We start from the raw sequence: 14,614 nt of genomic DNA on the forward strand, positions 1-14,614 counted from the left end.
CTCTCAGCGGGTGCGCCGCACGTAGTTCCCGTCTTCGAGCCCCGCTTCGATCTCGAAGCGGTTGCGCAACGGGTCGCGCCCGGCGAACAGGTAGAGCACGGGCATCAGGAAGCCGTAGCGGAGCCACTGGGCCTTGTGCACGGCCTCGTGGCGCAGCACGGCTTCGGTCGGACGCGCGTCACCGGTCAGGAAGCAGCCTCCGACACAGACCCCACCGCGGCGAAAGGTCCATTTCGGCATGCCCCGGAAGACCCAGAGCCCGGAGCGTCTCTCCACCGGGCCGGTGCTCCACAGCGCGCCCCACATCCAGCCCACGGAGGTACCCCACGCGTAGCCGAGTCGGCTGATCGGGGAGCGCAGCAGGAAGGAGGGGATCCGTCTGTCGAAGCGGCGCCCGCGCGCGAGCACCTCGTCGGCCGTTGCGCGCCACTCCGAGTCCGGCGTCATGCCACCGCTCCGATCAGTCGCAGCAGCGCGCCGAGATCATCGACGGCGTCGGCCGGGGACCGCGGAGCGAAGCCGGCGATGGTGGCTCCGGCGAGCGGGATCTCTCCGCGCAGGGTTCGGACGGCGGTGCTGAGTGCGGCGGGGGAGAGGCCGAACGGCACGGACGACGACACACCCGCGAAGTCCGAGGGATCGAGCACATCGACGTCGATGTGAACCCACACGCGTGAGGCGCCCGTCGAACGCACCGCATCGAGCAGAGCCTCCGGGCGCTCGAGATCGGCGACCGAGAGATTCGTCAGCGGCGCGAGCGGCGCGATCTCCGCGTCATCGAGGGTACGCATGCCGACGGTCACGACGCGGTCGGCAGGGATTGCGGGGGAGAGCGCCAGTTGCTCCTCGCCCTCGCCGAGCAACGCGCGCAGTGCCATGCCGGAGAAGGCGCCCGAAGGCGACGTCTCGGGTGTGTGCAGATCTGCGTGTGCGTCGCACCACACGACGGCCAGATCCTCAGTGCCGCCCGGGAGTGCATCGAGGGCGGCGACGGTGACGCTGCAGTCGCCGCCGATCACCACGGTGTCGACGTCGATATGGCCGTGCACGAGCTCACGAGTCCGGAGCAGCGCACTCAGCCGGCGGACGCCCGTGCCGAGCGCTTCACCGGCCTCGACCGGCACGTCCAACACCGTCGTGGCCGCGCGGGGCAGATCGCCGGCGATCGCGGACGCGCCGTCGACGAGGAGCATCGCCCGTGGCGCGGGTGAGCCCTGCCACTGCGGGATGACCAGGAATCGCACCATGGGTGCCTCCGAGGGAGAACGCGGATGCCCCGAACACGAGGTCCGGGGCATCCGCTGGTCGTGTCAGGAGCCTTCGAGGGCCTGACGGGGGGCGCTGCCACCGGCCTTGAGCTCGGCGAGACGAGCCTCGACCTCGGTGAGCTCGCCGAGGTCTTCCAGGCTCTCGAACTGCGCGTCGAGGCTGGACGCAGCAAGTTCGATCTTGCCCTGCGCGAGAGCCTCCTGACGGCGGACCTTGTCCTCGAACCGGCCCAGCTCGCTGGTGGGGTCGAGCACGTTGATCGAGCCGACCGCGTCCTGCACCTTGGTCTGCGCCTCGGCGACCTTGGCGCGGGCGAGCAGTTCGCTGCGCTTGTTCTTGAGCTCGACGAGCTTGTCCTTCATGCCGTTCAGGCCGCTCTTGAGCTTGTCGACGATCTCGGTCTGCGCGGCGATCTGCGGCTCGGCGCCGGTGGCCTCGCGCTCCGCGCTGATCTGACGCTGGAGAGCGATCTTGGCGAGGTTGTCGAACTTGTCGGCGTCGGCGGCATCACCGCTGGCGCGCATCTCGTCGGCCTTGCGGCTGGCGGCCAGAGCCTTGTTGCCCCATTCGGTGGCCGCCTGGACGTCCTCTTCGTGGTCGCGTTCCAGCAGGCGCAGGTTGCCGATGGTCTCCGCGATCGCGGACTCGGCGTCGGCGATGCTGTTCGTGTAGTCGCGGACGAGCTGGTCGATCATCTTCTGCGGGTCTTCCGCAGAGTCCAGCAGAGAGTTGATGTTCGCGCGGACGAGGGTCGAGATACGTCCGAAGATGGACTGCTTGGTCATGCGTGGTTCCTTTCAGAGGGCGTCTTCGAGAGCTTGGCGTAAGAATCTGTGTGGCGGATCAGAAGCGTCTACCTCCGGATCGCCCGCTACGGCCGCCGCCGCGGGAACCCCCGCCGCCGCCGAAGCCGGAGCTGCGGAAACCGCCGCCCCCGGAGGAGCGCCAGGCACTGCGGCTGCCGCGGCTCGTGGATCGGCCGCCCCCGCCGGCGATCAGGCCGCCGATGATGCCGCCGAGGATGTCGCCGCCGATGCCCGAGCCGCCGCCCGCCGATCCGGAGCCTCCGAAGAGGCCACCGAAGCCGCCCTGGTCGGAGGAAGGGGCGTATGCCTGGACATCCGACTGTGCGGCCGCCGTCGCCTCTCGGGCGAGGGAGAGGGCACGATTGGCCTCGGCCAGTGCGGCATCAGGATCGGTGGCCCGCAGGCTCAGAGCGTGCGTCAGGCTCGCCTCCGCGTTCGCGAGCCGGGTGCGGGCGGTGGAGCCCACGGTGCCGCGACGGGTCTCGATGAAATCCCGAGTCGCGCGGATCTCGGAGGTCGCCTGTGCGAGGGTCTGCTCGAGCATCTGCTGCACGCGGCGCGCGCGTTCGACGCTCTCCTGCCCGTGAGCGATGGCGCCGTCGATCTGGGCGTTCGCGGCGGTGAGCGCCTCCAGCACTCGCTGCGGGTTGCGGGCGGACCCGGCGAGGTCGACCTGTGCGCGCTGCAACTGCTCTGCGGTCGCCGAGGTCGCGGCGGCGATCGCTCCGTCCGCGTCGGGCAGCTGCCGGGCGGCGACGAGGTCCCCCTGCAGCTCGGCCACCAGAGCACGCGACTTCGTCTCGAGTGCGGACAGTTCGGACCCCAGGGCCGTCACCGCCTGGGTGAGCTGCGCCGCCTGCGCCACGGATTGCTCGGCCGTGCGGATCGCGAAGGCTGCTTCACCGGATCTGCCCGCCGCGATCGCCTGTGCGGCGGCGTCGATCGATCGATCCGCCAGCTCGGCGCGCTCCTGCGCCTGGGCCGGGTTGTCGGCGATCGTGCGGAGCGCTTCCGCGTCGTAGGTCTCTGCCAGCGCCGCGAGCGCGGGTGCGGCGGCAGCGAGTGCGGGGGTCAGAGCCGCGCGTTCGCCGCGGACCCTCTCGAGTTCCTGCGGGGCGTTCTGCTCGAGCTTGCGGAGCGCGTCGAACGCTTCGGTGTTGTCATCGAGCACATCGTCGATCTCCTCGGCGATCCGGATGATGCGGATGTGCCAGGCGCGGCGATCGTGGATCGTGTCCTCGATCTCGTCGTCGAGCTTCTGCTTCAGGTCGAATGCCTCGGCGATCTTGGCCTTGGCGGTGTCGACCACCCGGGTGAACTCCTCCGTGGCGCCCTCCCCGAACTGCGCGATCGCGAAGCCGAGCTCTTCTCTGCTCGAGGTGATGGCGTCGTCGGCCTGAACGAGGGCGAGCGCGGCCTGCGTCTCGACCTGCTGATCGGTGAGCGTGGAGAACGGGTCGGCGGGATCGGGAGTCTCCGGCATCGCGCCGCGTTCGCGGATCTCGGCCCTGCGGCGCGCACGGCGCACCAGCGCGACGACGAGCCAGACGAGCAGGGCGACCACGACGACGGCGACGACGATCACGCCGATGCGGAGTGCTCCGGCACCTCCGTCTCCCTGTATCTCATCGGCGGCGAGGGCGATCGCCCCCATCCAGTCGCCGTCGGCGGCGAACGGGACCATCTTGTCTTCGATGCTGTCGAGCTGGCCGAAGCTCAGCGGTCCGTCGGCTGCCGCGGAGATGTAGAGGCTGCGGCCGTCGACGGCGATGGCGAGGAGATACTGCTTGGTGCCGAGGTTGTTGGCCTCGGCGACGGTGTCTGCCCACTGCGCATCGTCTGTGGGGTTGGTGAACTCGTCGACGAGCACGACGAACAGGTCGGCGTTCGAGTTCTCGCTCAGTTCCTTCAGCCGGGCCTCGACCGTCGCCTCTTCGTCGGCGCTGAGCACGCCGGCCTGGTCCGTGACGAACCCGGCGTCGAGCGTGATCGGATCGGTGGCGGACGCAGCCGACGGGGCGAGTGCCCCTGCGACGATCGCCAGCACGAGTCCGGTCAGCATGAGCCACCGTTTCGTCATCGTGTTCCCTCCGACCGGCAGCCGAGCCCCATGCGTCGAGTCTATGCACTGACTACGACACGCGACAGCACTGGAGAGCGGTTCGCCGTTCGCCGTCAGCGGAGGCACATACGCTGGAAGGCATGGACGACATGTACGGTTCGGATGTGCTGGCGACCGGGTGGCGCGACCGCGGCGCGAAGCAGGTGCCACAGGTCGCGGCGGAGGCTGATCTGGTCGTCGAGGTCGCCGATGACGGGTTCTGCGGTGCCGTGACACGCGTGCAGGCGGGAAACGTCGAGTTGGAGGACCGACGCGGACGCCGGAGGCTCTTCCCGCTCGGCGGAGGATTCCTGATCGACGGTGCCCCCGTGCGGCTCATCAGCCCGTCCACCCCCGCACAGGGCCGCCGTCGGACGGCGTCCGGCTCCTTCGTCGTCGCCGATCAGCGGGCGCGTGTCGCCTTGCCCAGTCGCATCCTCGTCGAGGGCAAGCACGACGCCGAACTGGTCGAGAAGGTCTGGGGCGCAGACCTGCGCGTCGAGGGTGTCGCCGTCGAGTTCCTCCAGGGAATCGACCTCCTCGACGATCTCCTCGCCGCCGAGCCGCCGACGGCGACGCGGCGCTACGGTGTGCTGGTCGACCACCTCGTGCCGGGATCGAAGGAGACCAGGGTCGCCGAGGCGATCGCGCGCGGCCCGCACGGGCGGCACCTCCGGATCGTCGGGCATCCCTTCGTCGATGTCTGGCAGTGCGTGACACCGCGTGCCCTCGGTATCGCGAAGTGGCCCGAGATCCCGCGCGGCACCGATTGGAAGACGGGGATCTGCCGTGCTCTCGGCTGGCCGTACGAGGCGCCGGGCGACACCGGACGCGCGTGGCAGTACATCCTCTCCAAGGTCACGACGTATCGGGACCTGGAGCCCGCGCTGCTCGGTCGTGTGGAAGAACTCATCGACTTCGTCACCGCCCCCGCAGAGTGACAGAGGTGCGGTCCGCGTGCGCCGGCGCACCCGAGCACGGCGACTACCCTGGAATCATGCCCGAACCCCGTACCTTCCGAGACGAACCGGTGTCGTTCGTACGCCGCAGCGGTCGGATGTCCGAGGCGCAGGAGCGCGCCTTCACCGAGCTCGGACCGCACTACCTGCTCGACGTCCCGCGCGACGTCGCCTGGACCTCGGTGCACCCGGAGGCGCGCCTCGATCCTGCGGCGGAGTACGGTCGCGACTCCGACCTTTACGTCGAGATCGGCTCAGGGCAAGGGCACGCGATCGTCGCGGCGGCGTCGTCGCGCCCGCAGGATGACTTCCTCGCCGTCGAGGTGTTCCGCGCGGGGCTCGCCCGGACCATGCTCGATGCCGACCGTGAGGGCGCACGCAATCTCCGTGTCGTCGAGGCGAACGCGCCCGAGGTGCTGTCGTCGTACCTGCCCGAGGGGGCGGCACGAGAGGTGTGGATCTTCTTCCCTGACCCCTGGCACAAGAAGCGGCACACCAAGCGTCGGCTCGTGCGGCCGGGCTTCGGTGACACCGCGGCGAGAGCGCTGCGTGATGGCGGCCTGCTGCGGCTTGCGACCGACTGGGAGGACTACGCGCTGCAGATGCGCGAGGTGCTCGATGCCGAACCCCTGTTCGAGCGCGCGTTCGACGGCGAGTGGGCCGAGCGTTTCGACGGTCGCGTCATGACCGCCTTCGAGCGCAAAGGCATCGCCAAAGGGCGCGATATCCGCGATCTCGTCTACCGGCGCCAGACCCGCCCATGACCGAGGCGCGGACCGCGGCGGCGACGTGGCCCGGTATCGTCCCCGCGGGGCTCGTCTGCGCCGCAGCTCCTGCCTTCTTCGTGGCGGAGATCCCGTGGCTCGGCTGGGTGCTGCTCGCTCTGGGCCTTGGTGCCGCCTGGGTGATCGAACGCCGTCGGCCGTCCGAGAGCCGGATCGTGAGCGGGGGAGAGCAACGCCCCCCGTCGCTCGTCCGCGACCTCTCCCTGATCGCGGTCGGTCTGCTGATCGTGAGCATCATCCCGTTGGCCGCCGAGTTGGACAACCTCGCGATGCTGCGGTTCACGCTGGCTCTCGGCGGCGCGGTGGCCGTGCCCTACGTCATCTCGCGTTTCGTGTACCGCGACCGTGCGATCAGTTTCCCGTGGCGGACCCATCGTCGATGGGGGAGGCTCCAATGGGGATGGCTGGTGGCGGTGCTCGTCCTCGGCTGGCTGATCCTCCCCTTCTACTTCATCACGAGCGGCGTCTACCAGAACTGGCCCGTGGTCGACACTCCCGACCTCATCGCGCGGCTCTTCGTCGGAGTGGGTGCCGTCGGCATCTGGGACGAGCTGTTCTTCATCTGCACGGTGTTCGCTCTGCTCCGTCGCCATTTCCCGAACGTGATCGCGAACCTGCTCCAGGCCGTCGTGTTCGTCTCGTTCCTGTGGGAGCTGGGGTACCGGGAGTGGGGTCCGCTGCTCACGATCCCGTTCGCGCTCCTGCAGGGATACATCTTCCTGCGCACCCATTCGCTCGCGTACGTGGTCACCGTGCATCTGCTGTTCGACGCCGTCGTGTTCGCGGTGCTCGTCCACGCGCACAACCCGGGGCTGCTTCCGATCTTCCTGGTCTGAGCACGCGCGGAGACCTCGCGGGCTTGCCGGGTGAGCTCTCGGACGAGAGAATCAGCCCATGCTCATCGTCGGTCTCGTCCTCGCCGCAGCTGCCGCTGCGTTCCATGTGTTCATCTTCGCGCTCGAGTCGCTGAGGTGGACCGAACCCGAGACCAGGAAGATCTTCGGCGTCGCCAGCGAGGCGGACGCCGTCACGATGAAGCAGCTCGCCTTCAACCAGGGGTTCTACAACCTCTTCCTGGCGCTGACGACGTTGCTCGGCATCGGTCTCGTGATCGTGGGAGCCGAGACGGTCGGTCTGACCCTGGTGTTCGCGGGCACGGCCATGATGCTCGCCGCCGCACTCGTCCTGGTGCTCGCGGACCGCACGAAGGCTCGCGCCGCGACGATGCAGGGGGCGCTACCTCTGCTCGCCGTGATCGTGACGGCGATCGGCGTCACGATCTCCTGACGCGCGCGCCCGGGGTCGCCCGGGGAACGGGGTGACAGACGCCCTCTCACCCGGCACACTCGTGTCATGGCCGACTGGGTGCTGCACGTGGACATGGATCAGTTCATCGCCGCGGTCGAGGTGCTGCGGCGGCCCGAGCTCGCCGGACGCCCGGTGATCGTGGGCGGACGGGGGGATCCCACCGAGCGAGCCGTCGTGTCGACCGCGTCGTATGAGGCACGTGCCTTCGGCATCGGCTCGGGGATGCCGCTGAAGATCGCGGCACGCAAGGCTCCCGAGGACGCCGTGTTCCTCCCGGTCGATCACCAGGCGTACGAGATCGCCTCCGCGGACGTGATGGCTGCGCTTCGTGCGCTGCCGGAGGTCGTGGTGGAGGTCGTCGGATGGGACGAGTGCTTCCTCGGTGTGAGTACGGACGACCCCGAGAGCGTGGCGCGGGCTGCACAGGAGGCCGTGCGTGAGGCGACGGAGCTGCACTGCTCGGTCGGCATCGGCGACAACAAGGTGCGCGCCAAGATCGCGACGGAGTTCGGCAAACCCCGAGGGGTCTTCCGGCTCACCGAAGCGAACTGGTTCGACGTCATGGGCGACAGATCGACACGTGATCTCTGGGGCGTCGGCTCGAAGGTGCAGAAGCGTCTGGCTGCACATGGCATCTCGACCGTCCGGGAACTCGCGGACGCCGAGGAGGCGATTCTCGTCGAGGAGTTCGGCCCGCGGATGGGGGTCTGGTATCACGGACTCGGATCCGGTCAGGGGCCTGCCGTCGTCGATGACACGCCGTGGGTCGCTCGCAGCCACAGCCGGGAGACGACCTACCAGCAGAACCTCACGACACCGGACCAGATCGAGCGGGCCGTTCGCGAGCTCGCCGTCCAGGCTTTCGATGACTGCACCGCCGAGGGCAGGCCGGTCGTGCGTGTGCATCTGAAGGTTCGTTACGCGCCCTTCGAGACGAAGACGCTCGGTCGGAAGCTGCCGGGTGCGACCGAGGACCGTGAGGAGTTCGTGGCGGCGGCTCTCGCGCTGGCGGCGACCCTCGACGCCGAGCGCGAGGTCCGTCTTCTCGGTGTGCGCGCGGAGATGACGATGCCCGATGCCGCGGACGACACCGGGCGCACGCCGGTCCGGGGGAGGATCTGACTCCTCCTCCGGGTACGGCGGCTCCGATCGAGGATCTCCGGGTCAGTCGCGGATGACTGCGGCGACCGCGCTCACCTCGATGAGAGCCCCGGGGACACCGAGGCCCGCGACGAGGGCCGCGGTGACCAGGGGCGGGGCGCCGTCTCTGGCGAGCCTCGACGCGACGGCGCCGTAGGCCGCGCGGAGATCCGCATCCTGACGGATCAGCACGGTCCAGCTGATGACGTCGGCGAGCCCGGCGCCCGCCGACTCGAGGGCGATGCGGGCGTTCTCGACGGCGTGGAGAGACTGCTCCGCGGCATCCGTGGATACGACCGCGCCGGTCGTATCCACACCGTTCTGGCCACCGACGTAGATCGTGGTCGCACCCGGCGGCACGACGGCGACGTGACTGAAGGCGGGGCTGGCGACGAGCCCTTCGGGCTGCATGAGGGTGATCTCCATGGCCACACTCTGCCTCGGGGAACCGACATCGCCGGCCCCGCCCTCGGATCGCGGGATCAGAAGCGCAACAGCACCTTGCCGACGCGCCCCGGGGTGTTGCTCGCCTGCACCGCCGCGCGGATGTCTCCCGCGTCGAAGGTTCCCGCCACGGGAAGCGTCAGGCTGCCGTCGCCGACCCGCTGGATCAGCTCACCGAACAGCTCGCCGCGCACGCTCGGGTCGAGCTGCGGGATCACCTTGCTGCCCCAGAAGCCCTTCACCGTCGCCTGCTTGAAGATCACGTCGGAGGAAGCGATCTCCATGGTCGGAGAGTTCATCGCCCCGAAGGCGACGAGAGTGCCTCCCTCGGCGAGGAGCGAGAGGACGTCTCCCGCGGAGGAACCGCCGACCGAGTCCACGCCGGCGACGATGGGTGCTCCACCGGTGATGTGCGCGACCTGCTCGCGCCAGTCTTCCTGATCGGTGGCGACCACGCCCTCGATGCCCTGCGCCCGCAGCTCCTCGACCCCTGCTCCGCGGCGGACGAGGCCGAGGACGCGGACGCCTCGTGCGGCTCCAAGCTGCGCGAGCATCCGACCGACGGCGCCGTTCGCCGCGTTCTGCACGATCCACTGGCCCGGCTCCACGTCGAGGAACCGCAGCAGGGCGATCGTGCTGAACGGCATCGAGACGAGCTGCGCGGCGCTCTCGTCCGAGAGCGAATCGGGAACCGCGATCAGGCCGGCCGCGTTCGCGAGGAAGTACTCCGACCAGGCCCCGAATGTGCCGCCGGTGGCGACCCGCTGACCGATGACGAGGTTGTCGACGCCGTCCCCGATCGCGTCGACGACACCGAGCGCCTCGGTGCCGGACGCCGCGGGGAGCTCGGGCGTGAAGCCGTAGGTGCCGCGGACCGTCCACAGATCGTGGTTGTGGATGGGGGAGAGCACCGTCCGGAGGCGGACCTGGCCCGCGCCCGGTTCCGGGAGGGGGCGGTCTTCGATCCGGAGGACCTGCTCGGGATCACCGAACGTCTGGTGGATGAGTGCGCGCATGGGGTTCCGTTCCTGTGTGAGTGAATTCAACGAGGGTCGTCCGTGTCGACGGACGTGGCGAGGCCGGCGGTCACCCGCTGGAGTCGGTCGGTGATGTCCCGCAGCTCGGTGATGAGCGCGCGGCGGTGATCGTCGTCGCGGAGACCGGCGGCTTCGGCGACGGCGGCATGAATGGGCGCCACCTCCGCACGAAGCTCGTTCCCTCTCGCGGTGAGCTGCACCGTCACGACACGCTCATCGGTCCGGCTGCGGGATCGCTCGACGAGACCGGCCTGTTCGAGGCGTCGCACGAGCGGCGAGAGCGTGCCCGAGTCGAGGCGCATCACCTCGCCGAGCGATCCGATGGTCTGCTCGCCGTCGAGCCACAGCGCCGCGAGCACGAGGTACTGCGGGTAGGTGAGTCCCCAGGGCGCGAGCAGCGCCCGATACGCCTGAGTGGTGGCGCGGGCAGCGGAGTACAGCGAGAAGCACACCATTTCATCGGTCATTGCCATACGGTAATGCTTGCACACAAGTCAGTTGTGCACAACTTAATCTCTCGGACCGCCTCGTGAGCCGTACGCCACCCCACCCGCGGCGGGTGAGGATCCTCGCGTCGACCACGGTCGGTCGCAGTACGCTCGGGCCATCGGACCGCCGGAAGCAGGTGAGCGCAGTGAGAAGACCGTCGTGGTTCTTCAGCACGCTCGACGGCTACCGGCACCGCTGGATCGCGCGCGACGTCATCGCTGGACTGTCGGCGGGGGCTGTCGTGATCCCACAGGCGATGGCCTACGCGACGATCGCCGATCTCCCCGTCCAAGTGGGTCTGTACACGTGCATCCTGCCGATGCTCGTTTACGCGTTCCTCGGCGGCAGCCGGGCGATGAGCGTCTCGACGACGTCGACGATCGCGACTCTCACCGCGACGACTCTCGTCACCGCGGGCGTGGCCGCCGGCGCCGATGACGCGATCGGCTCCCTCATGACGCTGACGCTTCTTGTCGGAGTGACCCTTCTCCTCGCTCGGTTGTGTCGACTCGGGTCGCTCGTGGAGAACATCAGCGGTGCCACGGTGCTGGGGCTCAAGATCGGCGTCGGCGCAACGGTCGCCGTCGGGCAACTGCCCACGCTGCTGGGCCAGAGCGAGGACTTCTCCGGACATGGCTTCTTCCGGTCGCTCGCGGCCGTCGGGAACGCTCTCGACAGCGTGAACTGGCCGACACTGGCCCTGTCGGTCGGCTCGATCGCCGCGCTGCTCGTCCTGAACCTCGTCGCCCCGAAGATCCCCGGAACACTCGTCGTCGTGGTCGGCGGCATCCTCCTCGTCGGGCTCGGGGGCATCGATGAGCTCGGCGTCCGCCTGATCGCGCCCGTCCCGAGCGGGCTCCCCGTTCCCGGCATCCCCGACCTCGCACGGATCCCCGCGTTGCTCCCGGGTGCGCTCGCCATCGCGGTCATGGCCTTCCTCGAGTCCGCAGCGGTGGCTCGGAGTCTCCGCGCGGCGACCGATCGTCAGGTCGACAGCGACCAGGAGCTTCTCGCGACCGGGGCGGCGAACACGGTCGGCGCGTTCTTCGGCACCATGCCGGCGGCGGGCGGGTTCTCGCAGAGCGCCGTCAATCGGAGTGCGGGCGCCACGTCGCAGCTGGCGACGGTGGTGACGGTCGTGCTCGCCCTCCTCGTGTCGTTGTTCCTCGGCCCCGTGCTGAGTCTGTTGCCGGAGGCGACCCTGGCGGCGATGGTCTTCGTGGCGGTCGCAGGTCTCATCGACATCCCCGAGCTGGTGCGGTGGGCACGGATCAGTCGGGTGGACTTCTGGGTCGCCCTGTCCGTCGCTGTCCTCGGGCTCACGGCAGGGCTCCTCCCGGCCGTCGCGGTCGGAGTCGTCGTCACCCTGATCCTCGTGCTGCGCGAGTTGAACGTGCCGAAGGTGCGCGTGGTGGGCAGGAACGACGGGGTGCTCGGCGTCGACCTCGAACGGGGGCTCTACACCGCCAACGCGCTGGTCAACGAGCGCCGCGTGCTCGAGCTCGTCGATCGAGAGAGCGAGCCCATCCGCGCGCTCGTGCTCGGGCTGCGACAGCAGGAAGTCATGACGATCACGGTGCTCGACGCCCTCGAAGACCTTGATCGCGAGTTGGCGCAGCGCGGTGTCTCCCTGCACCTGGCTGCGCTTCCGGAACCGGCGTCGGCGGTCGCGGAGCACACCCCCTGGTTCCTGCGGCTCTCCGCCGCTGGGCGGGTGCATGTCTCCGTACGAGCCGGGATCGCGTCGATCGCCGCGGCGCACACGGATGCCGCGCTCGACGCCGTGACTCCTGCTGAACCCGACGAACCACGCTGACCATCGGTCTCACGTTCGCCTGGTGCGGGACATCGGTCAGAAACTGCCGATGCCCTTTCCGACCATCGACATCCCGATCACCAGGAGGAGCACCGCCATGATGACCGCGTTCTCGGTGGCGAGCCAGCCGCGCAGGGCGTTCAGAGGCGCTCGAAGCCGGTCTGCCGCGATGAGGTAGCTGATCACCGGGACGAGCACCGTCGAGGCCGCGATGAGCGTGTAGACGACCACCACGAGGACCGTCGAGCCGACGGGAAGAGCCGCAGCGCCGATGTCGGTGCCGGAACCGGCCGCCATGATGAGATTCTTCGGATTGACCGCAGAAAGCAGGAAGCCGAGTCCGAAGGCGACCGGGAAGGTGATCGTGTCGATCGCCTTCATCCACTTCGGCAGGGCCGCCTCTTCGCCCGCTTTCGGACGTTTGCGCCACTGTCCGAACGCGAGCACGAAGAGGAGCACCCCGAGCAGGAGCTGCACGACGCCGCGGATCGGACGGGAAGCGTCCGGGTCCTCCTCCGGGAGGATGGCGAACAGCAGCGTGAAGACCGTCACCGCCACGACGATGCCGATCACCCACCCGAGCAGGAAGCCCACACTCGTGACGCGCGCCTTCGGCGAGAGCAGCATGAGGATCGCCGCGATGATCGGGATCGGGCTGATCGCCACGCCGAGGGCGAGCGGGAGGATCTCCCCGATGACGGTGCCCATCAGTGACCTGCTTTCCTTGGGGATGTGGGCTCCGCCGACGACGGGGCCAGTCGGCTGATCGCGGCGCGGTTGGTCGAGAAGACCTCTTCCGCGTCGAGCAACCCGAGGCTGGTGAGACGGCGCAGCGTCTTCGGGCGGACTCGGCTGTACGCGAGCGAGATGGATTGCGACGCGAGCCATTCCTTGAGCGCGGTGAAGGACTCCGCTCCGGTGACGTCCACATCGGTCACGGCCTCCATGTCGACGACGAGGTGGTGGACCGACTCCGTTCCTGCCGAGCGGATCGCCTCCTTCACGGCGGTGGAGAAGACGGCGCCGTTCGCGAAGAACAGGGGGGCTGCGAGGCGGATCACGATCACTCCCGGGGCGGTGACGTTGCCCGCGGGGGCGTCCTCGAGCAGGGACTCGCCAGGGTCGCCGCTGGATTCCAGGACATCGATCGCCGGATGCGAGGCGCGCTTGGCGAGGTTGATGAGGGCGAGCACGAAGGCCACCAGGATGCCCGCGATCGAACCGACGAAGAGCGTGGTGAGGAAGCAGGTCGCCCCGATGAGGAACTCGAACCGATCCTTGCGCCACAGATCGATGAAGTCGCGCACGCCGAGAAGCGGGATGATGGCCACGCCCACGATCGCGCCGATCGCGGGAGAGGGGATGTCGGCCAACAGTGCCGTGCCGAACAGGAGGAGCAGCAGGGTTCCCGCCGCGAGGATCAGAGCAGGGAACTGTGTGCGGGATCCGGCCTGATCCATCGCCGCGGTGCGGGAGGTCGAGGAGCCGACGGCGAAGCTGCCCTGCGCCCCCGCAGCGATGTTGGAGATGCCGAACGCGAACAGGTCACGGTTCGCGCGGAACGGATAGCCGTGTTTCTCGGAATAGGAGCGGGAGACGAGCAGACCCTCCGCCGTCGTCACCAGCGTGAGCGCGATCGCGGAGGGCACCAGCGCGAGCCACAGCGACCAGTCGATCATGGGCCAGGTCAGCACCGGCGGCCCCGCGGGAACTTCACCGAGCACATCCACCCCTCGCTGATCGAGGCCGGTCAGGACGACCACGAGCGTGGTCACGACCAGCACGATCAGCGCCCACGGGACCGCACGCAGGAAGCGGCGCCCCAGCAGGAGGACGGCCACCGAGCAGACGGAGATCAGGACGGCCCAGCCGTTGAGAGTCGTGAAGCCTCCCACGAGATCGGCGATCTTGCCGGTGAACTCCTTCCCGGAGTCGATCTTGATGCCGAGCATCTTCGCCACCTGGCTCACCATGATGTCGAGCGCGAGGCCGCCCACGAAGCCGACGAGGATCGGCTTCGACAGGAAGTTCGCCAGGAAGCCGAGCTTGAACACGGCCAGAAGCACGAACATCACCCCGCAGATGATCGCCTGCGCGAGTGCCAGGGTGGCGTAGTCGGCGCTGCCCGCGGCGGCCAGACCACCGATCGACGAGGCGACGAGCGCGGCGGCCGCGGCATCCGGAGACGCGACGAGCTGGCGTGAGGAGACGACCAGGGCATACACGATCGTCGGCACCACGAGGGCGTAGAGCCCCGCGGTCGGCGGGAGACCGGCGATCTGTGCGTAGCCGATGTTCAGGGGGATGGCGATCGCGAGCAGCGTCACACCCGCGGTCAGCTCGGTCATGAAGTTCCGCCCGGTGAGCCCCGCGAGTGGTCGTTGCACGTCGCCTCCCTCCGTCGCACCCGGTCGGGCGCGTTCGCGTCCACCATCCCAGTCCGGGAAGACGGTGGCCACC

Annotated in this window: 15 protein-coding genes; 6 read left to right on the top strand and 9 right to left on the bottom strand. The window is 69.1% G+C overall.

What is annotated here, in order from left to right; all coding sequences use genetic code 11:
* Positions 1 to 3 precede the first annotated feature (3 nt).
* The 4 genes from FGL91_RS11715 to FGL91_RS11730 form a co-directional block, all read right to left on the bottom strand.
* Positions 4 to 447, bottom strand: a complete 444-nt coding sequence (locus FGL91_RS11715; RefSeq protein ID WP_047524086.1) for a hypothetical protein — start codon at positions 445 to 447, stop codon at positions 4 to 6.
* Positions 444 to 1,247: an arginase family protein gene (locus FGL91_RS11720; RefSeq protein ID WP_153243898.1), complete on the bottom strand. Its 804-nt coding sequence runs from the start codon at positions 1,245 to 1,247 to the stop codon at positions 444 to 446. Before FGL91_RS11720 ends, FGL91_RS11715 begins: the two co-directional genes overlap by 4 nt.
* 63 nt (positions 1,248 to 1,310) lie before the next feature.
* On the bottom strand, positions 1,311 to 2,054 hold the full coding sequence (locus FGL91_RS11725) for a PspA/IM30 family protein (protein ID WP_047524088.1): 744 nt from the start codon (positions 2,052 to 2,054) through the stop codon (positions 1,311 to 1,313).
* Positions 2,055 to 2,112: 58 nt separating this feature from the next.
* Positions 2,113 to 4,155 carry a TPM domain-containing protein gene (locus FGL91_RS11730; protein ID WP_153243899.1) on the bottom strand — a complete coding sequence of 681 codons (2,043 nt, stop codon included), beginning with the start codon at positions 4,153 to 4,155 and terminating at the stop codon, positions 2,113 to 2,115.
* A gap of 122 nt (positions 4,156 to 4,277) precedes the next feature.
* Between FGL91_RS11730 and FGL91_RS11735 the strand changes: the two genes are divergently transcribed.
* The 5 genes from FGL91_RS11735 (at position 4,278) to FGL91_RS11755 (ending at position 8,350) form a co-directional block, all read left to right on the top strand.
* Complete coding sequence (locus FGL91_RS11735) at positions 4,278 to 5,117, top strand: DUF3097 domain-containing protein (protein ID WP_153243900.1); 840 nt, start codon at positions 4,278 to 4,280, stop codon at positions 5,115 to 5,117.
* Between the two features lie 56 nt (positions 5,118 to 5,173).
* Positions 5,174 to 5,899 carry a tRNA (guanosine(46)-N7)-methyltransferase TrmB gene (trmB, locus tag FGL91_RS11740; protein WP_153243901.1) on the top strand — a complete coding sequence of 242 codons (726 nt, stop codon included), beginning with the start codon at positions 5,174 to 5,176 and terminating at the stop codon, positions 5,897 to 5,899.
* Complete coding sequence (locus FGL91_RS11745) at positions 5,896 to 6,756, top strand: CPBP family intramembrane glutamic endopeptidase (RefSeq protein ID WP_153243902.1); 861 nt, start codon at positions 5,896 to 5,898, stop codon at positions 6,754 to 6,756. Before trmB ends, FGL91_RS11745 begins: the two co-directional genes overlap by 4 nt.
* Before the next feature lie 58 nt (positions 6,757 to 6,814).
* Entirely contained in the window at positions 6,815 to 7,207 is a 393-nt protein-coding gene (locus FGL91_RS11750; RefSeq protein ID WP_153243903.1) for a DUF1304 domain-containing protein, read from the top strand.
* 66 nt (positions 7,208 to 7,273) lie between these two features.
* On the top strand, positions 7,274 to 8,350 hold the full coding sequence (locus FGL91_RS11755; protein ID WP_194239208.1) for a DNA polymerase IV: 1,077 nt from the start codon (positions 7,274 to 7,276) through the stop codon (positions 8,348 to 8,350).
* A gap of 42 nt (positions 8,351 to 8,392) precedes the next feature.
* Here the strand turns inward: FGL91_RS11755 and FGL91_RS11760 are convergent, their stop codons facing one another.
* From FGL91_RS11760 to FGL91_RS11770, 3 genes are read right to left on the bottom strand one after another with little or no spacing between them, the layout of a single operon-like run.
* Entirely contained in the window at positions 8,393 to 8,794 is a 402-nt protein-coding gene (locus FGL91_RS11760) for a RidA family protein (RefSeq protein WP_153243904.1), read from the bottom strand.
* Between the two features lie 56 nt (positions 8,795 to 8,850).
* Positions 8,851 to 9,828: a zinc-binding dehydrogenase gene (locus tag FGL91_RS11765; protein ID WP_153243905.1), complete on the bottom strand. Its 978-nt coding sequence runs from the start codon at positions 9,826 to 9,828 to the stop codon at positions 8,851 to 8,853.
* A 26-nt stretch (positions 9,829 to 9,854) separates the two neighbouring features.
* Positions 9,855 to 10,316: a MarR family winged helix-turn-helix transcriptional regulator gene (locus FGL91_RS11770; protein ID WP_372492641.1), complete on the bottom strand. Its 462-nt coding sequence runs from the start codon at positions 10,314 to 10,316 to the stop codon at positions 9,855 to 9,857.
* 167 nt (positions 10,317 to 10,483) lie between these two features.
* Between FGL91_RS11770 and FGL91_RS11775 the strand changes: the two genes are divergently transcribed.
* Positions 10,484 to 12,154 (top strand): SulP family inorganic anion transporter, encoded by a 1,671-nt coding sequence (locus tag FGL91_RS11775; protein WP_227991585.1) that lies wholly within the window; start codon positions 10,484 to 10,486, stop codon positions 12,152 to 12,154.
* A 36-nt stretch (positions 12,155 to 12,190) separates the two neighbouring features.
* Here FGL91_RS11775 and FGL91_RS11780 read toward each other — a convergent pair whose 3' ends face one another.
* Together FGL91_RS11780 and FGL91_RS11785 are read right to left on the bottom strand one after the other, a co-directional pair.
* Positions 12,191 to 12,862 carry a GAP family protein gene (locus tag FGL91_RS11780; protein ID WP_153243907.1) on the bottom strand — a complete coding sequence of 224 codons (672 nt, stop codon included), beginning with the start codon at positions 12,860 to 12,862 and terminating at the stop codon, positions 12,191 to 12,193.
* Positions 12,862 to 14,613, bottom strand: a complete 1,752-nt coding sequence (locus tag FGL91_RS11785) for a SulP family inorganic anion transporter (protein WP_227991588.1) — start codon at positions 14,611 to 14,613, stop codon at positions 12,862 to 12,864. The genes FGL91_RS11780 and FGL91_RS11785 overlap by 1 nt, the downstream gene beginning before the upstream one ends.
* Between the last annotated feature and the right edge of the window lies 1 nt (position 14,614).

The sequence above is a fragment of the Microbacterium sp. CBA3102 genome (genome assembly GCF_007954505.1).
Classification (GTDB): domain Bacteria; phylum Actinomycetota; class Actinomycetes; order Actinomycetales; family Microbacteriaceae; genus Microbacterium; species Microbacterium aurugineum.